This is a genomic window from Jannaschia donghaensis, from assembly GCF_001403795.1.
In the GTDB taxonomy this organism is placed as follows: domain Bacteria; phylum Pseudomonadota; class Alphaproteobacteria; order Rhodobacterales; family Rhodobacteraceae; genus Jannaschia; species Jannaschia donghaensis.
Window position 1 is genome coordinate 936477 of sequence record NZ_CXSU01000012.1, and the last position, 25125, is coordinate 961601.

The following is a 25125-nucleotide window of genomic DNA, read 5'->3' on the forward strand; positions in this document are numbered from 1 at the left end:
AAACCAACCCGGCCTGATCTTGTGACCAACCTCGTCATCAACACAGACCGGCGCACCTATCATCTCGAACTGCGCGCGACGCCGCAGGCCTATATGGCCTCGGTCTCTTGGCAGTACCCCGAAGACGAGTTGATTGCGCTGCGTCGCGAAAACGATCGCGCGGAGGCGAGCCTTCCGATCGGGCGCAATGTCGATCTCGACGATCTCAACTTCCGCTACCGGATCACCGGTGACCGCGCGCCCTGGCGACCGCGCCGCGCCTTCGATGACGGGCGGCAGGTCTTCATCGAGTTTCCGCGCGGGATCGGCCAGGGCGAGATGCCGCCGCTCTTCGTGATCGGACCGGAAGGGGACGGCCAGCTCGTCAATTACCGCATTCGGCGCAATTACATGATCGTCGACCGGCTCTTCGCCGCCGCCGAGCTGCGTCTTGGAGACCGCCAGCGGGTCGTCCGGATCGTGCGGACTGATGGGGTCCGGCGCAGCGAGCGAAGTGAGGAGCGCGTGGTTTCCGCGTGGCGGCCCGATGAGGACCGTTGAGCCATGACCGGGACCGAAAATCAGCAAACGGACGAACCCGCCGACAGTGTGTCTCGCACCGAACAGGACATCGCGAAAGAACTGCGCCTGCGACCCGATCCGCCTCGCGTCATGCGGCTTTCGCGCAAGGCCATTACGGTCCTGACCGTCGCAGGTGGGCTCGGCATCGGCGCGATCCTGATCGTCGCCTTGCAAGGTTCCGATCCGGGCGATGGGCCGTCAGAACTCTTCTCAACGGACCGGGTCCAGGAGGCCGAGGGTCTTTTGGGTCTGCCACGCGACTATGCGTCGGTCCCGCAGCTTGGGCCACCACTTCCGGGAGAACTGGGACGCCCGGTTCTGTCGGCGCAGCGTCGCGGTGAGCCAGTGCCCGTCGTGCCCGCGACCGGCCCCGCCGTCGATCCGGAAGTACAACTGCGCTTGCAGGAGGCGGAAGCCGCGCGGCTCGCAACGCTCTTTGCCGACGCGAGATCGAGTGGCGTGGGTGCTGCGCGCCCACAGGCAGTATCCGGAACATCTCCGGCGCCTGCGCTGCAAGGTCTGTTTCCGGCATCTGCCGGCCAGGCACGGCAACCGGACACGACGGAGCGACAGGAAGCCTTCTTGGATCGCGAGGTTGACCGAAGGACCACTGCGGCGGACCGGCTCCAATCGCTGCCGAGCCCTTACGTCCTGCAGGCCGGATCGGTCATCGAGGCAGCGCTCCTGACCGGTCTACGCTCCGATCTTCCCGGGCAGATCACGGCGCAGGTCACCGCGAATGTCTATGACAGCCCAACCGGTCAGTTCCTGTTGATCCCGCAAGGCGCGCGCCTCGTCGGTGAATATGATAGCCGCGTCGAAACCGGTCAGCGGCGCGTCCTCTTGGCGTGGACCCGATTGATCCTACCCGATGGACGCTCCGTCGTGCTCGAACGCCAGCTCGGCACCGATCAGGCGGGATATGCCGGGCTCGAAGACGGTGTCGATAATCACTGGGGCCAGTTGTTCCGTGCCGCCGGTCTCGCCACGATTCTCAATATCGGCCTCGAAACCGGCGAGGATGGCGGCGACGAGATCGCCGAAGCGATCCGAGACGGCACGCAAGACACGATCGGGCGCGCAGGCGAAGCCATCGTCCAGCGTCAGCTTAACATTCCGCCGACGCTGACGATCCGGCCAGGATTTCCAGTGCGGGTGATGGTCACGCGCGATTTGATCCTCGAACCGCAAGGAGATGACCAATGAGCAAGTTAAAGCTCGGCAACATCAGGGATGACAAGCCAGTCAAGCTCACTGTGGATCTGCCAGCGCAGGTGCATCGGGATCTCGCGGCTTATGCGGAGATCCTTGGACAGGAGAACGGGCAGAAGCTTGAACCTGCAAAGCTGATCGCACCTATGCTGGAGCGCTTCATGAAGACCGATCGAGGCTTCGCAAAGCTCAGGAAAGAACGCCGTTTCGCTTCGCCTCAATCCGCGCCAGAGAGATAAACCGACGGAGCGCTGGATTATCGTTTTCAGGACGCCAAGTCAGTGAAAAGGGAACTCGGTCATTCCCGTCGCCGATGGGTACGAGGGTTACATTGGGATATTTTGCGCCGGCTGCGTGATCGTCAACCACAGTTATGCCAAATCCAAGACCGACAAGATTCATAATTCCATCGCGACACAGATGATGTTGTGTGATCGACACGCCGCGACCGAAACCGGTGACTTGACGAACAATATAGTCACGAACGTCCGGGCCGGACTCGCGAGCGCTAATCAGGAACTCCTCCTCAGACACGTCTTGCCATTTCAATCGGTCATTGCTCGCCAAAGGCCCGTCGCTAGCAACCGCGAGATACACGGGCGCATATACCAAGACTAGGCTGTCGCCATTCTCTTTCCAGTTCTCACCAATGGTGATCACGACGTCTAGCGTCCGGTGTCCAAGCATGGTCATCATCTGGCGACGCTCGCATTCGAGAAAGTTCAAACGCACGGATGGATGACGTTCAACGAACGCCTTGATCAAGGCACGTTGAGGGCCATTGGAAAACGAAGACATCGTCCCTATTCGAAGTTCTCCTAGATCGGCGATAGCGCTGGATCGTGCCCGTGCGACCGCCGCATTCAAGTTCTCATAAACAGCGCTAGCACAGGCAATAAATTCCGCCCCAGCGACCGTCATGCGCGCTCCCGTGGGTCGGCGTCCAAATAGCGATACACCAAGTAACTCTTCGAGTTTCTGAATGCGCCGAGATACTGCTGACTGGCCAACATTGAGACGATCGCCAGCCTTGCGAAAACTGCAAGTCTCGGCGACCGTCAATAGGATCTCCAAATCGCGGACATCGATCTTCCGTGAGATATCTGTTGTTGGCGCTTTCATGGGAGATGCACGCTGATGAGGCCATACTGGGCGCAAGTTGGCGAACCCCTAGGATCTGTAGGTGTCAGACTCCTCCGAGATCACTGACCAGGAGGTGAGAAAAAGCCTCGGAGCAGGGTGATCTGACCATCTTCATTGAAGGTGAAATGGTTGATCCCCTCGAAAGTAATCTCCACGCCGTCGGGCGTCGTGCCGCGACCTTGCCATTTGGCGACGGCCTCATTTCCAACGACATGGACAAAGCTCTCGTAGAGACCAATCTCTTGGAAGGCGCTGACGAAGCCCTCGCCTTGCGCAAGGATTTCCTCGGGTGTGGTCTTCACCGGGACGCCGACTGGGTCGTCTAGAACCGCATTGGGTGCGAAGGCGGATGCCCATTGGCCAGCGTCCATGCTGCGGGTTCCCTCAAAGTAATCCTCAACCCAGCCATGGACCGTGGCGGCATCATAGGTGCTGCCTTCCGGAGAAATCTGTGTCTGTATGACCTCTTGGGCCTGAACGGCAGTTGCCATGGTGGCGATGGCTGCGGCTAAAATTGTCTTGCGCAAAATGATATGTCCTTTCTGTTTGCGATTGTGGGAAGTATTCAGTGGTTGTCAGCGAGGATCAGTTGACCACCGCCGGTATCGAAGCCGTTGATGGATGTGACGCGCAGGGTTCCCGTCGCGCCTTCGAAGCGACCGGTTCCGCCTACGAACGAGCCTTCGACGACGAAGCGCGTGCTGCTGCCCTCGAACTCAAGCTCTGTTGCGTCATAGGATAGGTACAACCACCCGGTTCCAGGTGCGCTGCCGTCGATCTCATGCATGTGAAACCGCATAATGCCGCTCAGGTTTGGACCGCTGGGTGTCAAGCGGAACAAGGTAGCTGCATCCAAATGAGCGTTGCCGCTTGGTCCCTCTTCGTCCTCAAAACGAAACTGCCAAGCGCCTGTTAGATGTCCCGCACGGGCGATCACGGACTGCTCTAAATCCATGATGTCATGCGTTTCTCCGAAGGCGTAGCCGCCTGATATTTCGAATTTCATCTCAGTTTCCTGTGCTGTGGCGGCGCTTGTCATAAGCGCCGTGGCTACAAGTGCTGTCGCAAGTCTCTTCATACGCACCTCTTTTTCGCAACGCTGCGTCTCGTATATAGGTGTCTCGCATGCCTTGTCAATACGCAACGTTGCGTTTATTAAATTGCGAAAGGAGAACGTCATGACCGACCAGACATCGAGCGCCAGAGGGCGGCCACGTGACACCAAGAGCCACACCGCCGTGTTAGACGCGGCGTTCCGAGTGCTTCAGCGAGAGGGATATGCGGCCGCTACGATAGAACGAATCGCCGCGGAAGCCGGGGTTGCTAAGCAGACCATTTATCGATGGTGGAAAGGTAAGGCGCCGCTGTTCATGGAGGTTCTTGCCCACAAAGCAGGTCAAGCGGTCGGCTTGCCGGATACGGGGACATTCGATGGAGACGTAGCGGCGCTATTGGGCGGCACTTTTTCCGCAGTATCTACAACCTTGAGGCCGCTTATGCGCGCTCTTGCCGTCGAGCTCTTACAAGACGAAGACTTTGCAGAGTCGATGCGTGAGGTCTTTGTGGAGCGTCGACGAGCAAACGTGAGATCTTTAATTCAGAAAGCTATCGGACGGGGTGAATTACCTATCGAAACAGATGTCGAACTAGTCTGTGACCTGTTATTCGGGCCAATGTGGTATCGGCTGATGTTTGACCATGCTCCTTTGGACAGAAGAGCAGCCGACGACCTGGCGAAAGTTGCGTTGCTAGCGGCTCAGAAACAGCATCTCCCCTAAGGAAACGTTCAGAGCGACGATGGCCTGTCGCCCACATCTTTGGGAAGGCATCGACACCTTGGTTGGGCGCGCAGCGCTTGCAGGCGCACCAAGCGTTCAATCGCAGCAAGATGCAATCGACGCCTTCGGACGCACGTCGTGCCAAACCCGATGCGCGCCGTAGGGTGGATCCGACTGATCGCGCCTCCTGGCATGACACTACCCTGCCAAATAGACTGCTTGCGTGACAAACCGCCCATCATTTTGAAAGCACTGAGATATTTCATCGCGACCGATGCGCAGCGCTTACGTCAGACTTTCGAATGACCACTGGTCGATTTCGATTTTTAGCACTATATAACTGATTTTATTGAATTAAATGGCGCACCCGAGAGGATTCGAACCTCTGGCCTCCGCCTTCGGAGGGCGGCGCTCTATCCAGCTGAGCTACGGGTGCATACCGTTCGCGAGATGCTTACGTCATGCTTACGCGAGATTTTCGACTTCTTGAAGAGCGAACCCGATATCCGCCCAAGCCGTTGTTTAGTCACTTCTTTCTTCCAGCACCTTTCGACATCGCCAGACTTGACATCCGCCTTCGGAGGGCAGCGCTCTATCCAGCTGAGCTATGGTTGCCTGCGGCTCGCAGATAGCTGCGAACCCGCAGCGCCGCAAGTCACTTCGGCATCTGCGCCAAGACGGATTTTGCGGCGCGCAGCCCCGGTGCTTCCCCCCCACGGCCCAACCGCTCCATGGTGCGCCCCAAGGCTTCGGCTTGCCGCTCGCGTTCGGACGGCACGGTCAACAGACGGGCAAAGGCGGTGCCGACCGGGCCGGGCCTGCAATCGGGACCAAGGAACTCCGGCACGACTTTCGCTTCGGCCACCAGATTGACCAGTGTCACGGTGTCGATCTTCATCATGCGGCTGATAATCTGCCAGCTTAGCCAGGACATGTCATAGGCGATGACCATAGGCGTGCCGCTGGCTGCCAGTTCCAGACTGACGGTGCCCGACGCGGCCAGCGCCGCCGTCGCCGCCCCAAAGGCGCATCGTTTCTCGGATGCATCCACCAACACCACCGGGTCGCCCGGCCAGCTTCGCACCATGTCGCGCACGGCATCGGCCAGATGCGGGACGGTCGGCACGACCACGCGGGCGTCGCGCGGAATACGGGCCAAGGCCTCGCCGAACATGGGCCCGAGGCGGGAAATCTCGCCCTGCCGCGATCCGGGAAGAACCAGCGCGATCTTGTCGCCGTGCTGCGTTTTGAACGCGGCGATCTCCGCAGCGGTCGCCTGCGGCTCTGCCACCACCGGGTGACCGACAAAATCGCAGGTCATTCCGGCGGCTTTCATATATGGCGGCTCGAACGGCAGCAGCGCCAAAACATGATCCACGCTGCGCGCCATTTTGGACGCGCGCCCTTCCCGCCAGGCCCAGACCGAGGGTGCCACGTAATGCACGACCTTCAACGTCGGATTTTCCGCCTTCGCCCGCGATGCGACGCGCAGACAGAAATCCGGGCTGTCGATCGTCACCAGGATGTCCGGCCCGGTCTGTGCGATGGCCGCGACCGCCTGATCGCGCCGTCGCAGAAGGTCGGGCAAGCGTGGCAGGACTTCCGTCAGTCCCATGACCGACAGGATTTCCATTTCGAACAAGCTGTCGAGGCCTTCAGCAATCATCTCCGCCCCGCCGATCCCGTCGATTGCGATGCCCGGCTCCAACTCTTGCAAGCCACGCATCAAGGCTGCGCCCAGACGGTCGCCCGACGGCTCCCCTGCGATGACGAAGATGCGGGTCATGCCGGCAGCGCGGTCAGGAACAGACCCGTTTTCTCCAACCGGGTGCGAACGACGTCAGGTTGCAGGACAAGAACCGCGTCCTGTACGACCGTGATGCCGTTCAATCCTACGGCCGCCGCCTGATCGACAGTCTCCGGTCCGATGGTTGCCATGTCGATCCGGCGGTCTTGTCCCGCCTTCGCCGCCTTGAAGAATACGCCGCCATCGGGTTTCGCATCGAAGTGGGTCAGACTGGCCAGCATCCACTGCGTTCCGGGCATTGCCTCAATCGCAAGGACCTGTCCGCGCGCCACGACACATCCCTGCCCCACGTCCATATTGGACAGCGCGGCGTGGACCATCTTGGCCCGTTCGATGTCGGCATAATCCCGGTCGGACGGCGCGCCGACTGTCGGCACCCGAAGCAGCGACGGTGCCACATCCTGCGCGGCGACGACATTCAGCCCCGCCTCCTCGAACAGCGACAGGACCAGGCGTAGGGCCGCGTCATCGCCAGCCTGCAACGCCTGCATCATCCGGGGCACCAGCGGCAGTGTCGCCGCGTCTATGGCGGTCGGGTCCAATTTGGGTCGGCCGATCGCGCCGGCGAAGCAGACATCGGTGATGCCCTGCGCCGTCAGCCCGGCGATAAAACTGCCCAGGTGTTCGACGCGAAACGGCTCCGACGTCTTATCGTCAGGCTCGAACCCCTTGAGGTGGAACGCTTTCCAATGTCGATCACCAATCTCCGAGACAACCGCTTGCGGTAATGCCCCCTGCCCGGCGATCAACGCCAAGGTCACTTGGGCACCAGGAAACTGCGATCGGATGCGCCGGTGATGAAGGTGACCATGCGATGCACATAATCGCTTTCGGTCTCATCCCCCAACCGCTTGGCCCGTTCCAGAAACGTGCCCTCGCCTTGCTTGAGCGTCAGGAGTGCGACGCGAAGCGCCTGAATATCCGATCGCGCCACGCCCTTGCGCTTGAGCCCGACGAGGTTGAGCCCGTCCAGCTCCGCCCTCGGCCCGGCGACCAGACCATAGGGGACCACATCGTTCGTCACCATCGACAGCGCGCCGATGATCGCGCCCTGCCCGATCCGCACCCATTGGTGAATGCCCGACAGGCCGCCGACGATCACGTCATCCTCGATCTGGCAATGGCCCGCGACGGCCGACTGGTTAACCACGATCACGCGGTTCCCGATGCGGCAATCATGCGCGATATGGCAGCCAGCCATGAACAACCCGTCGTCGCCGACGATCGTCTCGCCACCGCCTTGCGCGGTGCCCGTGTTCATCGTGACATGTTCGCGAATGCGATTGCGCGCGCCGATGGTCAATGACGTGTCCTCACCGCCGAACTTGAGATCCTGCGGCACCTCCCCGATGGAGGAAAACGGGAAAATCACCGTATCTTCGCCCACGCGGGTCCGACCGGTCAGCACGACATGGCTGCGAACGTCGACACCGGCGGCAAGGACGACATTTGGCCCGATCAGGGAAAAAGCACCGACCTTGGCACCCGGTCCAACGACGGCCCCGTCCTCCACCACGGCGGCAGGATGGATCGACGCGGTCGGATCGACGCTCATGCGTCGTCCTTCGACAAGTCCATCATTGCTGTGAAATCGGCTTCGGCGGCAACGTCCCCGCCGACGGTCGCGACGCCGTGAAACTTCCAGACTTTGGCACCGGGCTTGCCGCGCGTGACGTCGACCTTCAGCTCCAGAACGTCGCCGGGAACCACCTTTCGCCGGAACTTCGCGTTGTCGATGGCCATGAAATAGACGAGGAAATTCTTGTCGGCCAGATTGTTGGACACGCCCACCATGACCGCAGCCGTCTGGGCCATCGCCTCGACGATGGTGACGCCCGGCATGATCGGCGCGCCGGGAAAGTGACCCTGAAAATGCGGCTCGTTGAAGGTGACGTTCTTGATCCCGACGGCCGATACATTCGCCGCGATATCGCGAACCTTGTCGACCAGCAGGAACGGATAGCGGTGCGGAATGATCCGCTGGATCATGTGGATGTCGGCTTCGGTGGTCATGGCATTTCCTATCGTGTGCCCCGACTTAGCGTGCAGGCGCGGTGTGGGGCAAGCGCGGCTAGTCTTCGTCGGACCGTGTCCCGGATGATGGCGGGTCGGGTCGCGGCGCGGGCGGGCCCTGAAGCAGGCTGCCCCCGTCACCCAGAACCGCGTCGATCCGTTCCAGCGCCAAGTTCGTGATATCCACCTGATCGGCCGAGGCGATGACGATCCGACGGTCCAGAATGACCAGCGCCCCGGTGTCCCGGGCCAGTTGCACCAGCACCGGATTCGCCTGCTCCAGGAATATCTGCTGGGCGCGTTCGGTCTGTTGACTAATTGCGCGGGCTTTGGCGTCTTGCGTTTGCCGAATGCTGGTGACGCGATTGTCAAATTCCGCAGCCAGAACTCGGAAGTCCGCCATATCCATTGCATCGCGCCGTTCGGTCAGTGCCCGCTCCTCCGCCTCTAGATCGGCCTCGATCTGACGGTTTTCGGCGGCCAGGTCGGCGGATGCGGCCTCGATGTCGCGGGCGATCCGTTGTCCGAAAAGACTTCCCGTAAACAGAAGATCACGGTCCAGAACGACGACGGCAGACGTTGGAATTCCGACCGAAGGTTCGACAGGGGTCTGTTGTGCCATGGCGGGCGACGCCGCCAGGCAGGCGGCCAGGGCCACCAGGCGCATCCCCATCAGAAGCGCGTCTGGATCGTCAGGTCGAAATTCTGCTCGACATCGAAATCGCGCTTGTTGATCGGACGCGTGAAGTTGAAGCGCAGCGGGCCGATCGCAGTTTCCCACAAGAACCCGACGCCGACGGCAGAGTTGAGATAGAAATCATCGTCCACATTCGCATCCGCGCCGCCAACGCCCAATGTCGTCGATGTATCATCCAGGCCCCAGACGGAGCCGACGTCGAGGAAGGTCGCGGCGGTGATGCCGTATTCTTCGGGGATGAACCCCAGCGGGAACTGCGCCTCAAACCGCGCGGCCACGAAATAATTGCCGCCCAACGACGCATCGTCGAAGTTCAGGTCGCGCGGCCCGATGCCGCCCGCCTCGAACCCGCGGATGATGTTAGGGCGATTGAAGAACCGGTTCGACTGACGGGACGCATCATCGTTGAGTGTGTTGATGACGCCGCCTTCAAACGTCGCGTTCAGCGTAATCTCATCGTTGCGCACGGTCCGCTGCGCCGCGGCAAGGAAGGTGGTCTTGATGAATTCTTCGTCCCCGCCGACACCCGCAAACTGCTGACCGAAGCGCAGGCGCACGCCCCGCGTCGGGTCCAACCCGACCCCGATCGTGTTGTAATTGTACGTGTACCCGACGAACGACGTGATCGACTTGCCTTCGTCCGCAAGCAGAATCGGCGACAATTCGACATCGTCGCGCGCCTCCAGCTTGTCCTGACTGATACCGTAGAACAGCCCCAGACGGCTGTATTCGCCCGCCGGAAATTCAATCCCGGTCTGGAAGCCGACGCTTTGCGTGTTGAACGTAAACGTGTCTTCGGAACTTTCGCTCGCAAAGACCGAGAACGACAGCGCCAGGTCGCGGTTCAGGAAATAGGGTTCGACGAAGCTCAGACTGGTCGATCCCGTCTCGCTGCCGGTGTCGATCGAGAAATTCAGCGTCTGGCCACGACCCAGGAAGTTGCTCTCCGAGAAGCTGAGCGAAACGCCCACGCCGCTCTGGACGGAGTAGTTCACCCCGAAGCCAAGCGCGCCGGTCGGCTGCTCCTCTACGTCGACGTCGACGATGACTTGGTCGGCGGCCGTGCCTTCGCGGGCAGTGACTTCAGCCTCGCTGAAATAGCCCAACGCGCGGATACGTTCGGCCGCGGCGCGGATTTCGCGCGGGTTGAACGGGTCGCCTTCCACCGTGTCGAATTCGCGCCGGATAACGCGGTCAAGCGTGGTGCCGTTGCCTTCGATATCGATACGCTCGACGAAGAGACGCTCGCCGCGTTCCAGCACGAAATCCACGTCCAGTGTCAGGGTCGCATTGTTGCGACGGATCTGCGGCGTAACACGCACGAATGTCAGGCCCTGCCGCGTCGCCAGCAGTTCAAGACGACGGATCTGCCGCTCCAGCGTTTGCGGATTGAAGATATCGCCGGGGTCGATGCGGATCTCGGATTGATACGCCGCGACGTCGATTTCGGGCAGGGTCGAGACGGCGGCGGCCTGCCCAAAGCGGAACTGCTGACCTTCCTGCACGCGGAACGTCAGGAAATACGCATCGCGGTTCGGCGAAAGCTCCGGCGTGGCGGACAGCACCTGAATATCGGCATAGCCACGCGACAGATAGAAGTCGCGCAAAAGCTGCGTGTCGAGGGCGACGCGGTCGGCCACGAACGTATCCGACCCGACCAACGCCCGGAACAGACCGGCCTGCTTGGTCTCCAGAACACGGCGCAGGCGGCGGTCGGAATAGGCGCGATTGCCGACGAAGCTCAGCCGCTCAACCTCGGACACGCGGCCTTCCGCGACTTCGAACACCAGATCGACGCGGTTGTCGCTGCGGCGGATGATCTTGGGTTGCACCGTCGCTGCCAGACGACCCCCGGTCGCATATGCATCCGATATCGCGGCCGCATCGCTTTCGGCCTGCCGAGGGGAGTATACCCGGCGAACCTGGCTTCCGATCACGGTCTGCAGGTCATCGTCCGACAGCCGTGCATTGCCCTCGATCGAGATGCGGTTGATCGTCGGAAACTCGTTGACGATCACCAGCAGCTTGGACCCCTGCGGCACGATTTCCACGGTTTCAAACAGACCCGATGCCTGCAGGCGCTGGAACCCGTCGTTGAGCTGTCCCGCGCTGATCGTCTGACCGGGCGTGACGCCCAGCGTCGACAGGATCGATGCGGTTTCGATGCGGGTGTTGCCCTGCACCTCGAAGGTCTGGAACCGGAAACTCTGCGCCTCGGCAGACAGTGTCACACCCAGGCCAAGCGTGCCCGCGGCGGTCACGAGACCAAGGCGCAATCCAACAAATCCGGCAGCGATCAGGGTCTTTGCGCCCCGACCCGCCCGCGCGCCGTCGTGATCCATCATGTCCATCCGCCCCGTTTCGATCGTCTTTGATCGTCACTAGCGAACGGCATGAAGCATGTCAAAGCGGCAGACCCCCAAAATCTGGGGTCCGCCGCCTATAAAAATTGAAGGTGTAAAAGCCGCGGGGGCGGCTCAGAGAGACTGGATCCAGCTTGCCAGCAGGATCGCACCGCCGATCGAGAAGGCGGCCAAGAAACGGTCGATGTTCAGGCCCATGAAGACCGAAAGACCGCGATATCCATTCTGTACATGACGCATTGCAGAAACCTCACTAGTTCAAGTTCGGTAGATGCCGTCCGAATGGGGCGGGAATTGGGCGGTTATGCGACGATTCTGGACCGTTTCGCCCCCGCCGCGCAAACAGCCCCTCGCCCGGTCAGGTGCAGGTAACGTCGTTGAACAGCACGAAAATCATCAACGCGCCCATGATCGACAAACCGAAGATCATCAGGACCTTGACCGCCCCGTCCGACGGCGGCTTGCCGCGCACAGCCTCGTAGGCGTGAAACACCAGATGCCCCCCGTCCAGAACGGGGATCGGGAAAAGGTTGAGCAGACCAACGCCCGCCGACAGCAGCGCGATAAAGCCGACGAAGCTGGCCAAACCATGGCTGGCCGCGACCGCGCTGGTCTGTGCGATACCAATAGGGCCGGACATATTGCAGGTGCTGATCTGGCCGGTCGCGATGTATCCCAGCGTCGAGATCGACCGTCCCAAAATCGTCCAGAGCTGCGTCGCCCCGAAGGTCACGGCCTCGATCGGGCCAGACCGCTCGGTCGCCCCTTCGAACGCCAGGCTAGACGTGATGCCGATCAGGGGGCGCGTTTCGAACCCGCCGTCTGGCAGGGGAATGTCGCGCATCCGCGGCTGCAGGGCGAACTCCAGAACTTCTCCGTCACCGCCGCTGTCGCGCCAGACGGTCAGCGCGACCGTGCCGTCGCCCACCGCGGCCACGGCGGCCTGCAGATCGGCGAAGGAGTGCAGGTCTTCCCCGTCGGCGGTCAAAATGACATCACCGGGCCGCATTCCGATGTCCCAGGCCGCCGAACGCGGCTGCACGGTCGATGCGCGGGCGGGCACCGGCGCGATGGCGTCGACCTCGATCAGGTTGCCGTCGCGTTCGACTTCGTAGGGCAGCGTCGGGGCCGACGGCAGCTGATCGATCAGCGCGCCCAGATCGGCGATGTCCGTCACGTCGAAGCCCGCGACCGACACGATTTCGTCACCGGGTTGAAGCGTCTGCATATCCGCCGGCAGCGGCACCGGGTCCCCCACGGTCGGCGTGTCGGTGCCGCGACCCAAGATCATCGCAAGACCGGCATAGAGCACGATGGCCAGGATGAAGTTGAAGATCGGCCCCGCGGCGACGGTCGCCGCACGCCGCCAGAGCGAAGCCCCGGTCATCGTTTCGGCCCGCTCGGACGCGGTCATCTCGGCCACGGTCCCGTCATCGCCAACGGACGCGGCGTTGCCGTCGCCCCGGAACTTGACGTAGCCGCCCAAGGGCAACGCGGCGACCTGCCAACGGGTGCCGTGCCGGTCGACCTTGGACGCAAGGATCGGGCCGAACCCGATGGAGAAGACATCCGCCTTGATCCCGCACCAGCGGCCGACGATATAATGGCCGTATTCGTGGATGGCGACGATGATCGACAGCGCGATGACGAAGGCCAGGATCATCCAGGCGAAGCCGCCGAACTGCGTTGCGATATCTGCCATCGGGGATCTTTCCTTCTGCCTTCAGAGCGTGGGGGCGATGTCGCGCGCGACGTCGCGGGCCTGCCGGTCCGTTTGAAGCACCATATCGAGGTTCAACGTGGCGGCATCAAGGCATCCCGTCGCGTACATACCCTCCAGCGTCCGCTCCACCAGCGGGGCCATGTCGGTAAAGCGGATGTCGCGGTCCAGAAACAGGTCCAGCGCCGCCTCCTTGGCCGCGTTGAACACCGCCCCCGACAGGCCGCCCCGCTCCATCACGCCGCGCGCGATGGCCAGCGCCGGATAGCGCGCGGGGTCGGGCGCGTGGAAATCCAGTCGCGCCACTTCCGCCAGATCAAGTCGCGCCACCGGTACATGCGCGCGGTCGGGCCAGTTGAGCGCGTACCCGATGGCGTGGCGCATGTCGGGCGCGCCCAGATGCGCCATCAGCGCGCCATCGTCGAACTGCACCAGCGCGTGGATCAGGCTTTGCGGATGAATGACCGTGTCGATCTTCGACGCCGGCAGGCCGAAGAACTCCTTCGTCTCGATCAACTCCATCCCCTTGTTGAACATCGACGCGGAATCCACCGTGATCCGTGCGCCCATATCCCAGTTGGGGTGCGTGCCGGCCTGTTCGGGTGTGGCATCGTGCAGCCGGTCCAGCGGAACATCGCGCAGGCCGCCGCCCGATCCGGTGATGATGACCTTCTCGACCGCGCGCATATCCTCGCCCACCAGCGCTTGAAAGACGGCGGAATGTTCGCTGTCGACCGGCAGGATCGTCGTGCCATGGCGATGCGCCTCCGCCAACAACAGAGGGCCGGCACAGACCAGGCTTTCCTTGTTCGCCAACGCCAGCGTCGTGCCGTGACGCGCGGCGCGCAGGGAAGGGACCAGCCCCGCGCTGCCCACGATGGCCGACATGATCCAATCGGCGGGACAGTCTGCCGCGTCCGCCAATGCCCCCTGCCCCGCCGCCGCCTCGACCCCGCTGCCGGCAAGGGCCGCGCGCAGGTCTGCCAGCCGGTCGTCGAAGGCCGTCACCGCCAGGTCCGCGCCAAACCGGATCGCGTCTTCGGCAAGGCGCGCGATATTGGCCCCCCCCGTCAAAACGACGATCTTGACCGAGCCGGGCGTCAGCAGGTCCAGCGTGTTCTGCCCGATGGAGCCGGTGGCCCCGAAGATCGATATGCGTCGCATCAGACGCCTGGGATCGGTGGGAATTCCGACAGACTCTCAATGACCAGCAGCATCAGGGCCGCTCCCAGCATCGCATCGAACCGGTCGAACAGGCCACCGTGACCCGGCAGGAGGTTGGAGCTGTCCTTGACGCCCATCTTCCGTTTGACGGCCGATTCCGCGATATCGCCCATCTGCGCCATCATGGCGAGGGCGACGGAGATCCCGACCGTTTCCCACCCCGCATCCTGCCAGACGGTCCAGATCAAGCCGACGATGGCGGCCCCGATCCAACCCGCGATCGTTCCCGACCACGTCTTCTTGGGGCTGACGCGGGGCCAGAATTTCGGACCGCCCAACGTCCGACCGGCGAAATACCCGGCGACGTCGGACATGACGACGACCGCGATCAGCCAGATCATCCAAACCAGCCCGAAATTCGTCAGATGCTGCGTCAGGCTCAACCCCGCCAGCACAATCGCCGCGGTGAAGCCGACCATGATACGACGGTGTTTACGGATGAAGGCGATACCCGCCATCGGCACCAGCATCAGAAGCGGCAGCCCGAACCCGATGGGAAGCACGTTCGCCGCGAACAACGTCCCACCCCCCATGATCGCCATCAGCATCGCGCGCTTTGGCCCGGTGCGCAGCATCGTCGCCAACTCCCAAAGCATCAGACCGACGCAGACCGAAATCAGGGTGACGAACCAAAGCCCCCCGCCCCAAATCGCCACGCCGCCGATCACGAACAGGAAGACGGCCGTGCCCAGCCGCGGGGCAAGGTCTTGAAAGCGTCCCGCGACCTGCGGCTCGATCGGCGGGTCCATGGTGAAATCGAACAGGGGCGGTTCTTCTTCGTCCTGTTCGGGGGTGGGATCGGGCCGGTCGTTCATATCGTCACCCCACCAAACCGCCGCTCGCGTCCGCCATACCGCCCCAGTATTTCTTCCAGCTTTTCGCGGGTGAAATCAGGCCAGAGGGTGTCGACGAACTCGTATTCCGCGTATGCTGATTGCCACAACAGGAAATTGGAAATCCGCGCCTCCCCGCTGGTGCGGATCACCAGATCGGGGTCCGGCAGGACGTGCGTGTCAAGATAGCGCGGCAGCGTCTGGTCGGTGATCGCGTCGGGGTCCAGCCGCCCGTCGGCCACGTCGCGGGCCAGACGCTTGGTCGCGCGCGCCACCTCATCCCGACCCCCGTAATTGAGCGCGATCGTCAGATGGCAGCGGGTGTTATGGGCTGTCAGCGCCTCGATCATATCCATCAGGCCGCGCAGCTTGGCATCCAGCCGAAGCCTGTCGCCAATGAACCGCACCCGCGTCCCCTGCTTGAGCAGCGTCTGCGCTTCGGTCTGGATATAGCGCCGGAACAGCGACATCAGACCCGACACCTCTGCCTGTGTGCGTTTCCAGTTTTCCGTCGAGAAGGCGAAGATCGTGCAATATTCGACACCCAGATCGGGGCAGGATTCCACAATCTCGCGCACCCGCCGGGCCCCGGCGCGGTGACCCAGAAGACGCGGCCTGCCGCGCATTTCCGCCCAGCGGCCGTTGCCATCCATGATGAAGGCAACGTGGCGCGGGCCCGTCGTGTCGCTGCTCTTGGTGTCGGCTGGCATCTGCGCCTCTCCCCGGTCGGCGGCGGGCCGGTCCGGCCCGTCCCTCACGTCACCCGGCGGACCGGGCGCGCATTGCTCAGACTTGCATGATCTCGGCTTGTTTCTCTTCCAGCGCCTGATCGATCTTCTTGATATAGGCGTTGGTCATATCCTGGACCTCCGTCTCCCACATCTTGGCCTCGTCCTCGGCCAGGCCGTCGGCTTTCTTGATCTTGTCCATTCCGTCGCGTCGAATGTTGCGGATGGCGACGCGGGTGCCTTCGGCGTATTGCCCGGCGACTTTGGTCAGGTCACGGCGCCGTTCCTCGTTCAACTCGGGGATGGGCAGCATGATGATGGTGCCGTTCAGCTGCGGGTTGATGCCCAACCCGCTCTCGCGGATGGCCTTCTCGACCTTGCCGACCAGGCCCTTGTCCCAGACGTTGACGGTGACCATCCGCGGCTCGGGCACGTTGACGGTGCCGACCTGGTTGATCGGGGTGGGGCTGCCGTAGGCGTCGACCATCACCGGCTCCAACATCGAAGCGGAGGCGCGGCCCGTTCGCAGCGATCCGAATTCGGTGCGCAGGCTGGCCATCGCGCCATCCATCCGGCGTTCCAGGTCTTTGGTGTCGAGGTCGAATTCGTCGGCCATATCTTGTCTCCCGCAGGCTTTGGCCGGGGTATATCCGGGGTTTGCTCGCAGGGAAAGGCGGTTGGAGTGCAGGCGTCGCGCAGGTGTGGCCTCAGCCGTCGACCCGCGTGCAAACGCCCGTGCCGGCAAGGATGGACTTGAAGCCGCCTTCCGCATCCAGGGAGAACACGATGATCGGCAGCCCGTTCTCGCGCGCCAGCGCTATGGCCGACGCATCCATGACCTTCAGGTGTTTCTGCAGCACCTCGTCATAGGTGATCGTGTCGTATCGTACCGCGTCGTCGTGTTTTTCGGGGTCCTTGTCGTAAACCCCGTCGACCTTAGTGCCCTTGAAGATCGCCTGACACGACATCTCGCTTGCCCGCAGCGTTGCCGCCGTGTCGGTCGTGAAATAGGGGTTTCCCGTACCGGCTGCGAAGATGACGACGCGCTTTTTTTCAAGGTGCCGCACCGCACGGCGCCGGATATAGGGTTCGCAGACCTGATCCATCGGAATGGCGGAAATGACACGGGTGTGGATGCCGAGGCTCTCCATCGCGCCCTGCATCGCCAGCGCGTTCATCACCGTCGCCAGCATCCCCATGTAATCGGCCGTCGTCCGCTCCATCCCCTGCGCGCTGCCCTGCAACCCGCGGAAAATGTTGCCGCCACCGATCACCATGCAGATCTCGACGCCCATCTCATGGACCGACTGCACTTCGCGGGCGATCCGTTCGACGGTGGGGGGATGCAGGCCGAAGCCCTGGGGTCCCATCAGCGCCTCGCCCGAAATCTTCAGCATTACGCGTCTAAGGGGTTTGCCGCCACCAGTGTCCTGATCCTGCATCGTGCTGCCCCTCATGTCCGTTGCGGTGCCGGGTATGGCGGAATACTCCAAGACGGGCAACCGCGAAGGCCGGTTGCGGGGCACATGGGAAGAACACCGCGCAAGATGCTGGAAGCACTGGACAACCTGTTACCTCGAACCCCCGTCCTGATCGCCGGTCCGACGGCATCGGGCAAGTCGGCCCTGGCACTGAGCATCGCGGAGCGGTCGGGCGGCACGATCATCAACGCCGATGCGCTCCAGGTCTTCGCCGACTGGCGCAGCTTGACCGCGCGCCCATCCCCGGCCGAGACGGCGCGCGCGCGCCACGCGCTGTATGGTCACGTCGCTTGGACCCGATCCTATTCCGTCGGTGATTGGCTGCGTGACGTGACACCGCTGCTGACCGGTGCGCGCCCAATCATCGTCGGCGGCACCGGGCTCTATTTCCGCGCGCTGACCGAGGGGCTGGCCGATATTCCGACAACGCCCCCCGACATCCGGGCCGAAGCGACGGCGCGCTTGGAGGTCATCGGGCTTGACGCCCTGGCCGCGGAACTGACCGACGACGTGCGCGCCGACATCGATCTGGCCAACCCGATGCGCGTGATGCGCGCATGGGAGGTGGCGCGCCATACCGGCCGATCCATCCGCGATTGGCAGGCCGACACCCCACCCCCATTGGTTCCGCTCACCACCGCCCTGCCCCTGCGCATCGACGCGCCCAAAGACTGGCTGGATCCACGGATCGAGAGCCGCTTCGACCAAATGCTCGACGATGGTGCCTTGGAGGAGGCGCGGGCCGTCCTGCCACGGTGGGACCCGACATTGAATGCGGCGCAGGCCATCGGCGCGCCCGAGCTGATCGCCCATCTGCGCGGCGAGATGACGTTGGACCAGGCCCGCGCCGCCGCCATCGTCGCCACCCGCCGCTATGCCAAGCGTCAGCGCACGTGGTTCCGCGCCCGCATGGCGGGATGGAGGGGTGTCGACGCGGCAACGCTCTGACGCTTTGACAGGGGTGCGGCGCGCGTGGTCCGATGGCCCATGTCACGCATTCGCCTTTTCGAGTCGCAAGGCCTGTCGGAAGCGGAGCGCCTGACCGGCCTTCGGCTGGAGATGGTCACCCCCCTGATCCGTCATGGGCGTTGGCGGCGGTCGGTGCCGCATGTCGAATCCCTGCCCGTCGTGATCTGGATGCAGCGCGGCCAGGGGCGCATCACGATACTGGGCCGAACACGCGGGTTCCAACCGTTGACCGCCATCTGCATTCCGCCCGGAACGCCCTTCGCCATCGAACCCGGCGCGATGACCGAAGGCACGTTGTTGCGTCTTCCTGCCCTGTTCGAAGCCCCCCTGCCGGACGCCCCCCGGATCCTGCGCCTGTCCGACGTCTCAACACAGGCGGAGTTGTCGGGCCTGATCGACCGGCTGGGCCGGCATGGCGACCTGTCCAATCCTGCCGAAGGGCGCGGCGCATTGGGGCGCATCATTCTCGTCTCCGCGCTGATCGAACGGGTGGCCAGCGCGCAGCCCCCCACGCCCCTGCCCCGCGCCGCAGCGCTCGCCGCGCGGTTTACGCGCCGGGTGGAAGACCGCTTGGGCAGTGGCGCGACGCTGGAAGACATCGGCGCGGACCTTGGCGTGACACCGACCCATCTGACCCGAACCTTGCGCGGCACCGCCGGGATGACCGCCGCCGCTTATATGCAGGCGCGTCTGATGCACGAGGCACGCCGCCGATTGGCCGATAAAGACGACACTGCCGCGACCATTGCCACAGAGCTTGGCTACTCCTCCGCCGCCTATTTCTCACGCGCGTTTCGTCGCGAAACCGGCCACACACCGTCGGCCTTCCGCGCCGAAGCCCGCCGCGTCGCGCAGACCTAAGGGGAACCGCGCGGCCCTCCCACGGTTGACATGCCAACAACCGGAGAACCTGCATTATGGCCGATCTTAAATGGACTATCCCCGTGATGCGGGCCGGCTATGCCGGTCGCGGCGTCACTTATCTGGCCGTCGCGGGCCTATCGCTTTGGGGAATCTGGCAAGGCGGCCAGGCCCAGGGCACGAGTTCCGCGCTCAAATCGCTGTCCGAAAGCACCTGGGGCGTCGCGGTGCTCTGGCTCATCGCGATCGGTCTCTTCGCCTATTGTATCTGGCGCGGTATCGACGCGGCGGAGGATCTCGAAGATGAGGGGTCCGATGCCAAGGGTATGGTGGCCCGTACCGGAATGATCGTCACGGGCCTGATCCACGGCGCGCTCGGCGCGCTCGCCCTGTCGCTCGCGCTCGGCCTCGGCCTGTCGTCGGGTGGTGGTGAAAGCGGCGGCGGCGGTGGTGGCATTTCCGGCATCGTCAGCACCGTTCTCGGCTGGCCGGGTGGTGCCTGGATCATCGGGTTGGGCGGGCTGGCGACGATCGGCGCTGGCATCTACTACGTGATAAAAGGCTGGAAAGCGAAGTATCGCCAGAAGCTGCGCGCCAACCACTTCACCCAGAACTGGGACTGGGCGTTGCGCGCCGGCGTCATCGCACAGGGGATCCTGATCGTCATCGTCGGATGCTTCTTAGTGGCCGCCGGCCTCAACGGCAACCCCGAGGAAGCCGGCGGCATGGGCAAGGCCTTCGAATGGCTCTACACCCAACCATTCGGCAAATTCCTCGTCATCGCGATCTGTGTCGGCCTGCTGGGCTTCGCGTTCTTCTGCTTCGTGAACGCCGCCTACCGCATCATCCCGAAGGTCGCCGGCGACGACATCGAAACGTTGGGCAAGAAGATGAAGGCCAAAGCGAAAAGCGCCGCGGCGTGAAAGACGGGGCGGTGATTTACACCGCCCCGATCCCCACAATTATCGACAGATAATGCAGGTTACTTCGTGTTTGGTCGCTGCGTCAGCGCCGACGCGGCTGCGGTCTTTGCGGCTTAGCTGGACGTCGGATTGCGAATAACCTTCGATGTAACGCTGGCAGCTTTGGTGCCCGTAACTTCGCTATTGCGTCTTTTCAAAATCTCACCCCTTCCAAGGTTATCCCCAAGCTGTGAAACGCGGGGACAATTGGAAGGCACGCTTTCAGCTCACCCGCTATTATAACCAAAGAAGGTCATCGACCCTAAGGGGGCGAAATTGCTGACCTCTGATGTGCCAGATACTCAGGGCAAGGCTGGGGCGCGGTGGTAGGACACCGCGCCTCAACCCAAGTTTCTTCAGCTACACCCAGACGTCCCGCCGCAGGTGTTGCACTTCATGCAGGTTCCGTTGCGCACAAGGGTGTAGTTGCCGCACTCGCCGCAGGCCTCGCCCTCATAACCCTGCATCTTGGCCTTGACCCGCGCATCCATGCCCGTCGCTTGCGCGGCGACCGTCGTGGTCGTCGTCGCGGCATAGGTGGCTTGCGTGCCCTCGGCAAAGCCCGTGGGCATCGCCGTCGATCCGGCCAGTTCGGCGGCGACCTGATCCATCCCACCGCGCAGTGCGACAAGATCCTGAGGGAGGCGTTTGCGCAGGTAGCCCGAGGATGTCACCGATTTGATGACCTCCAGCGACTTCGACGCCGCCGACTGACCGATGGGTGCGACGTTGCCGTCGTCCCCGGTCGGGGCCTCCGCCTCACCGATGCTGTCGAACGTGGTGCCCTGCGGCTTCACGTGGGCCAGGTCCTCGCGATCCAGATAGCTGACGGCGAGCTCCCGGAAGATGTAGTCCAACACCGACGTGGCGTTCTTGATGCTGTCGTTGCCCTGCACCATGCCGGCCGGTTCGAACTTGGTGAAGGTGAAGGCATCCACGAACTCCTCCAGCGGCACGCCGTATTGCAGGCCGACGCTGATCGCGATGGCGAAGTTGTTCATCATCGCGCGGAAGCCGGCCCCCTCCTTGTGCATGTCGATGAAGATCTCGCCCAGGTTGCCGTCGGCATATTCGCCGGTGCGCAGGTACACCTTGTGCCCGCCGACGACGGCCTTCTGGGTATAACCCTTGCGCCGTTCCGGCAGCTTCTCTCGGGCGGCCTTCAGGTATTCCTTGACCACGATCTTCTCGACGATCTTTTCGGCCATGACGGTGGCCTTCTCGTGCGGCGTCCCCGTCTCCAGGATCTCGGCGGCGTCGTCGTCGTCTTCCACCAGCGACGCGGCCAGCGGCTGCGACAGCTTGGAGCCGTCACGATAGAGCGCGTTGGCCTTCACGCCCAGGGACCAGGACAGCTCATACGATGCCTTGCAGTCCTCGATCGTGGCCGAGTTCGGCATGTTGATCGTCTTGGAGATCGCGCCCGAGATGAACGATTGCGCGGCGGCCATCATGTGGATGTGGCTTTCCACCGACAGGAAGCGCTTGCCCTTCTTGCCGCAGGGGTTGGCGCAATCGAACACCACCAGATGCTCGTCCTTGAGCGCCGGGGCCCCTTCCAGCGTCATCGTTCCGCAAACGTGGTCGTTCGCGGCCTCGATGTCCTTCTTGGAATACCCAAGATGGCGCAGCAGATCGAAGGTCGGGTCGTTCAGCTTGGCCGCCGGAATGCCCAGCGTCTTGGTGCAGAACTCCTCGCCCAGGGTCCACTGGTTGAACACGAAGCGGATGTCGAAGGCCGACGGCAGCGCCGCTTCGACTTTCTTCAACTCCTCCTGACCGAAGCCATGCCCGATCAGCGAGGTGTGGTTGATGCCCGGCGCATTTCCAAGCGACCCGTGACCCACGGCGTAAGAGATGATCTCCCCGATCTGCGCCTCGCCGTAGCCCAACTTGCGCAGGGCAGCAGGCACCGACTGGTTGATGATCTTGAAGTAACCACCCCCGGCCAGTTTCTTGAACTTCACCAGCGCGAAGTCCGGCTCGATCCCCGTGGTGTCGCAATCCATGACCAGACCGATCGTGCCGGTGGGCGCGATAACGGTGGATTGCGCGTTGCGGAAACCGTGCTTCTCACCCAGCGAAACCACGTCGTCCCAGATAGAGGCCGACAGGTCGGTCAGCGTCTTGTCGGGGCAGCCTTCGATGTCGAGCGCGACCGGCTTCACGGCCAGTTTCTCATAGCCGTCCGTCTTGCCCAACGCGGCCTGACGGTGGTTCCGCATCACGCGCTGCATGTGCTTGGCGTTCTTCTTGTAGCCCGGGAACGGCCCCAGCTCGCCGGCCATTTCGGCCGACGTGGCATAGGACACGCCGGTCATTACCGCCGTCAGGGCACCGCACAAAGCACGACCCTCGCGGCTATCATACCCCAGTCCCATGTTCATCAGCAGACCGCCGATATTGGCATAGCCCAGACCCAGCGTGCGGAAATCATACGACCGCTGCGCGATTTCCTTGGACGGGAACTGCGCCATGGCGACCGAAATCTCCAACGTGATCGTCCAGAACCGCGCGGCGTGCATATAGCCGTCGTGATCGAAGCTGCCGTCCTCGTTCAGGAACTTCAGCAGGTTCATCGACGCCAGGTTACAGGCCGTGTCGTCCAGGAACATATATTCCGAACAGGGGTTCGACCCCCGGATCGCGCCGTCTTCGGGGCAGGTGTGCCAGTCGTTGACAGTGTCGTGAAACTGGATGCCCGGATCGGCGCAGGCCCAGGCCGCGTGGCCCACCTTGTCCCACAAATCGCGCGCCTTGATGGTTTTGGCGACCTTGCCGTCACGGCGGTTCGTCAGCTCCCAATCGGCGTCTTTTTCGACGGCGTGCAGGAAGGCGTTGGTCACACGGACCGAGTTGTTGGAGTTCTGGCCCGAGACCGAGTTGTAGGCCTCCGAATCCCAGTCGGTGTCATAGACCGGGAATTCGATGCTATCATAGCCCTGCTTGGCGTATTGCAGCACGCGCAGGATGTAGGCTTCGGGAATCATGTGCTTCTTGGCGGCACGGATCACGCCCTTGAGTGTGTCGTTCACTGCCGGGTCGGTGGCATCGGCCAGCGTTCCGTCCCAGGCGCGCACGGCGTCCATGACTTTCGTCAGCTGTGCCTGGTGCGCCTTGCTGCCGGCCACGATGGCCGCGACCTTCTGCTCCTCGATGACCTTCCAGTCGATGAAGGCTTCGATGTCGGGGTGATCCATATCCACGATGACCATCTTGGCCGCGCGCCGCGTGGTGCCGCCCGATTTGATGGCACCCGCCGCGCGGTCACCGATCTTCAGGAACCCCATCAGACCGGAGGACTTGCCCCCGCCCGAAAGCGATTCGCCCGCCCCGCGCAGGTGGCTGAAGTTGGTGCCGGTGCCGGAGCCGTATTTGAACAGGCGCGCTTCGCGAACCCAGAGATCCATGATGCCGCCGTCGTTCACCAGGTCATCGGCCACCGATTGAATGAAGCAGGCGTGCGGCTGCGGATGCTCGTAAGACGACTTGGAGCGGACCAACTTGCCAGACTTGGGGTCGACATAGTGATGGCCCTGCGCCGGACCGTCGATGCCGTAGGCCCAATGCAGACCGGTGTTGAACCACTGCGGTGAATTCGGTGCGGCCATCTGACGGGCCAGCATCACGCGCATTTCGTCGAAGTAGGTCTGAGCGTCCGACTCGGACGTGAAATACCCACCTTTCCAACCCCAGTAGGCCCAGGCCCCGGCCAAGCGGTCGAACACCTGCTTGGACGACGTTTCGCCGCCGAAACGCGCATCCTCGTCCATCTTGGCCAGCGCATCCTCATCGGGGACGGAGCGCCAAAGGAACTCGGGCACGCCCTTCTCCTTGACGCGCTTGAGTGCGGCAGGAACGCCGGCCTTGCGGAAGTATTTCTGCGCGATCACGTCGGATGCGACCTGGCTCCAACCTTCGGGGATTTCCACGGCGTCCAGCTTGAAGACGGTGGTGCCGTCCGGGTTGCGAATTTCCGACGTCGTCGTCGTGAAGTTCAGCGCCGCGTAGGCATCCTGGCCGTCCTTCGTGAATTTCCGCTCAAGCCGCATGGTAATGCTCCCGTTCATGCTAACCGGACGGCCCACGGGCCCATCCGTTCAAAAATCATCGTCCCTGGTCGGGGCCGCCATGTGAGCCGTCCTGTTGCCGGTAAGGCATAAGGATCGCGTTGGATGACTGCTGCCCGCTCGGCGGTGTGGCCACTATATGTGGTAGCCTTCGCCGCCAGTCACACCACTACCTGCGCCATCCGCGCTCGGTCAATGTGGATAAGGGCGAACTTTCGTAATTCTTTGGCTTGACCGGATCCTTCGCCGATCCGCCAGATTCGCGCCGCAGACGTCACATCCGGGAAAGCCCTGTATTTCCTTGCCCGACATCTGCGAGTGCCCGGAATTCAATCGCAGCGGCAGCGTGACCAAGGCGCCACGGTACCGGTCATACAGATCGATCCACAGGTTGTTCATGCTCCGCACCGGCCTTCCCTAGTGGCGACCGGCGATATTTAACACCACATCTGGTGGCCGCTGGGAATCGGCACGGGAATCACCGGCCGCCGAAAATCGTCGGCACCACGTCTGCGAAGACATCGGACTGTGGGAAAATCGCCGGGTGCCGACGACCGTTCATTCCGGCTGTGCCGAAAGAACGGATTGGTCGGGGCGAGAGGATTCGAACCTCCGACCCCCTGTACCCAAAACAGGTGCGCTACCAGGCTGCGCCACGCCCCGACCTGAGGCGCGCATAGCAGGGGATCGAACCGGGGAAAAG

At 62.8% G+C, this 25125-nt stretch carries 24 protein-coding genes and 2 tRNA genes; 7 read left to right on the plus strand and 19 right to left on the minus strand.

The features are described from left to right. The 3 genes from trbG to JDO7802_RS13795 all read left to right on the plus strand — a co-directional run. Nucleotides 1-540 (plus strand): P-type conjugative transfer protein TrbG (gene trbG, locus JDO7802_RS13785; protein WP_083481173.1); only part of this gene is annotated, 540 nt, incomplete at its 5' end. A gap of 3 nt (nt 541-543) precedes the next feature. Beyond that, complete coding sequence (locus tag JDO7802_RS13790) at nt 544-1767, plus strand: TraB/TrbI/VirB10 family type IV secretion system protein (RefSeq protein ID WP_055086486.1); 1224 nt, start codon at nt 544-546, stop codon at nt 1765-1767. After that, entirely contained in the window at nt 1764-2012 is a 249-nt protein-coding gene (locus JDO7802_RS13795; RefSeq protein ID WP_055086488.1) for a DUF2274 domain-containing protein, read from the plus strand. The genes JDO7802_RS13790 and JDO7802_RS13795 overlap by 4 nt, the downstream gene beginning before the upstream one ends. On the opposite strand, the gene JDO7802_RS17720 is transcribed toward JDO7802_RS13795, so the two are convergent. From JDO7802_RS17720 to JDO7802_RS13805, 3 genes are all read right to left on the minus strand, one after another. Beyond that, entirely contained in the window at nt 1963-2895 is a 933-nt protein-coding gene (locus JDO7802_RS17720) for a LysR family transcriptional regulator (RefSeq protein ID WP_083481174.1), read from the minus strand. The genes JDO7802_RS13795 and JDO7802_RS17720 overlap by 50 nt on opposite strands. Nucleotides 2896-2975: 80 nt before the next feature. Further along, nucleotides 2976-3443: a nuclear transport factor 2 family protein gene (locus tag JDO7802_RS13800; protein ID WP_055086490.1), complete on the minus strand. Its 468-nt coding sequence runs from the start codon at nt 3441-3443 to the stop codon at nt 2976-2978. A 38-nt stretch (nt 3444-3481) separates the two neighbouring features. Further along, entirely contained in the window at nt 3482-4096 is a 615-nt protein-coding gene (locus JDO7802_RS13805; protein WP_144430622.1) for a hypothetical protein, read from the minus strand. Between JDO7802_RS13805 and JDO7802_RS13810 the strand changes: the two genes are divergently transcribed. Further along, the gene (locus JDO7802_RS13810) at nt 4095-4694 is read left to right on the plus strand and encodes a TetR/AcrR family transcriptional regulator (RefSeq protein WP_055086494.1); all 600 of its coding nucleotides are present in this window, start codon (nt 4095-4097) and stop codon (nt 4692-4694) included. The genes JDO7802_RS13805 and JDO7802_RS13810 overlap by 2 nt on opposite strands. A 359-nt stretch (nt 4695-5053) precedes the next feature. On the opposite strand, the gene JDO7802_RS13815 is transcribed toward JDO7802_RS13810, so the two are convergent. From JDO7802_RS13815 to pyrH, 14 genes are all read right to left on the minus strand, one after another. Continuing rightward, nucleotides 5054-5130 (minus strand) — tRNA-Arg (locus tag JDO7802_RS13815). 219 nt (nt 5131-5349) lie between these two features. Further along, nucleotides 5350-6480 carry a lipid-A-disaccharide synthase gene (lpxB, locus tag JDO7802_RS13820; RefSeq protein ID WP_055086496.1) on the minus strand — a complete coding sequence of 377 codons (1131 nt, stop codon included), beginning with the start codon at nt 6478-6480 and terminating at the stop codon, nt 5350-5352. Beyond that, nucleotides 6477-7256 carry an LpxI family protein gene (locus tag JDO7802_RS13825; RefSeq protein ID WP_055087260.1) on the minus strand — a complete coding sequence of 260 codons (780 nt, stop codon included), beginning with the start codon at nt 7254-7256 and terminating at the stop codon, nt 6477-6479. Before JDO7802_RS13825 ends, lpxB begins: the two co-directional genes overlap by 4 nt. A 2-nt stretch (nt 7257-7258) precedes the next feature. Further along, on the minus strand, nt 7259-8056 hold the full coding sequence (lpxA, locus tag JDO7802_RS13830; RefSeq protein ID WP_055086498.1) for an acyl-ACP--UDP-N-acetylglucosamine O-acyltransferase: 798 nt from the start codon (nt 8054-8056) through the stop codon (nt 7259-7261). Next, the gene (gene fabZ, locus JDO7802_RS13835) at nt 8053-8514 is read right to left on the minus strand and encodes a 3-hydroxyacyl-ACP dehydratase FabZ (RefSeq protein ID WP_055086500.1); all 462 of its coding nucleotides are present in this window, start codon (nt 8512-8514) and stop codon (nt 8053-8055) included. Before fabZ ends, lpxA begins: the two co-directional genes overlap by 4 nt. A 58-nt stretch (nt 8515-8572) precedes the next feature. Next, nucleotides 8573-9181, minus strand: a complete 609-nt coding sequence (locus JDO7802_RS13840; RefSeq protein ID WP_187298147.1) for an OmpH/Skp family outer membrane protein — start codon at nt 9179-9181, stop codon at nt 8573-8575. Nucleotides 9182-9186: 5 nt separating this feature from the next. Then, complete coding sequence (gene bamA / locus JDO7802_RS13845) at nt 9187-11556, minus strand: outer membrane protein assembly factor BamA (RefSeq protein ID WP_083481253.1); 2370 nt, start codon at nt 11554-11556, stop codon at nt 9187-9189. Between the two features lie 132 nt (nt 11557-11688). Further along, on the minus strand, nt 11689-11814 hold the full coding sequence (locus tag JDO7802_RS18720) for a hypothetical protein (protein WP_275934861.1): 126 nt from the start codon (nt 11812-11814) through the stop codon (nt 11689-11691). Nucleotides 11815-11932: 118 nt separating this feature from the next. Then, nucleotides 11933-13276: an RIP metalloprotease RseP gene (gene rseP, locus JDO7802_RS13850; RefSeq protein WP_055086502.1), complete on the minus strand. Its 1344-nt coding sequence runs from the start codon at nt 13274-13276 to the stop codon at nt 11933-11935. A gap of 21 nt (nt 13277-13297) precedes the next feature. Next, nucleotides 13298-14458 (minus strand): 1-deoxy-D-xylulose-5-phosphate reductoisomerase, encoded by a 1161-nt coding sequence (gene dxr / locus JDO7802_RS13855; RefSeq protein ID WP_055086504.1) that lies wholly within the window; start codon nt 14456-14458, stop codon nt 13298-13300. After that, the gene (locus JDO7802_RS13860) at nt 14458-15333 is read right to left on the minus strand and encodes a phosphatidate cytidylyltransferase (protein WP_245624197.1); all 876 of its coding nucleotides are present in this window, start codon (nt 15331-15333) and stop codon (nt 14458-14460) included. Before JDO7802_RS13860 ends, dxr begins: the two co-directional genes overlap by 1 nt. After that, nucleotides 15330-16061: a polyprenyl diphosphate synthase gene (uppS, locus tag JDO7802_RS13865; protein ID WP_055086506.1), complete on the minus strand. Its 732-nt coding sequence runs from the start codon at nt 16059-16061 to the stop codon at nt 15330-15332. Before uppS ends, JDO7802_RS13860 begins: the two co-directional genes overlap by 4 nt. A gap of 76 nt (nt 16062-16137) precedes the next feature. Continuing rightward, the gene (gene frr / locus JDO7802_RS13870) at nt 16138-16695 is read right to left on the minus strand and encodes a ribosome recycling factor (RefSeq protein WP_055086508.1); all 558 of its coding nucleotides are present in this window, start codon (nt 16693-16695) and stop codon (nt 16138-16140) included. Between the two features lie 91 nt (nt 16696-16786). Next, nucleotides 16787-17521: a UMP kinase gene (pyrH, locus tag JDO7802_RS13875; protein WP_055086510.1), complete on the minus strand. Its 735-nt coding sequence runs from the start codon at nt 17519-17521 to the stop codon at nt 16787-16789. An 84-nt stretch (nt 17522-17605) separates the two neighbouring features. On the opposite strand from pyrH, the gene miaA reads away from it, so the two are divergent. The 3 genes from miaA to JDO7802_RS13890 are packed head-to-tail and all read left to right on the plus strand — an operon-like array spanning nt 17606 to nt 20313. Further along, nucleotides 17606-18508: a tRNA (adenosine(37)-N6)-dimethylallyltransferase MiaA gene (gene miaA / locus JDO7802_RS13880; protein WP_055086512.1), complete on the plus strand. Its 903-nt coding sequence runs from the start codon at nt 17606-17608 to the stop codon at nt 18506-18508. Nucleotides 18509-18547: 39 nt separating this feature from the next. Continuing rightward, nucleotides 18548-19390, plus strand: coding sequence for an AraC family transcriptional regulator (locus tag JDO7802_RS13885; protein WP_055086514.1), 843 nt, complete (start codon nt 18548-18550; stop codon nt 19388-19390). A 56-nt stretch (nt 19391-19446) separates the two neighbouring features. Beyond that, nucleotides 19447-20313, plus strand: a complete 867-nt coding sequence (locus tag JDO7802_RS13890) for a DUF1206 domain-containing protein (RefSeq protein ID WP_055086516.1) — start codon at nt 19447-19449, stop codon at nt 20311-20313. A 395-nt stretch (nt 20314-20708) separates the two neighbouring features. Here the strand turns inward: JDO7802_RS13890 and JDO7802_RS13895 are convergent, their stop codons facing one another. Next, complete coding sequence (locus JDO7802_RS13895; protein WP_055086518.1) at nt 20709-24404, minus strand: vitamin B12-dependent ribonucleotide reductase; 3696 nt, start codon at nt 24402-24404, stop codon at nt 20709-20711. Between the two features lie 604 nt (nt 24405-25008). Continuing rightward, a tRNA-Pro gene (locus tag JDO7802_RS13900) sits at nt 25009-25085 on the minus strand. Nucleotides 25086-25125: the final 40 nt, after the last annotated feature.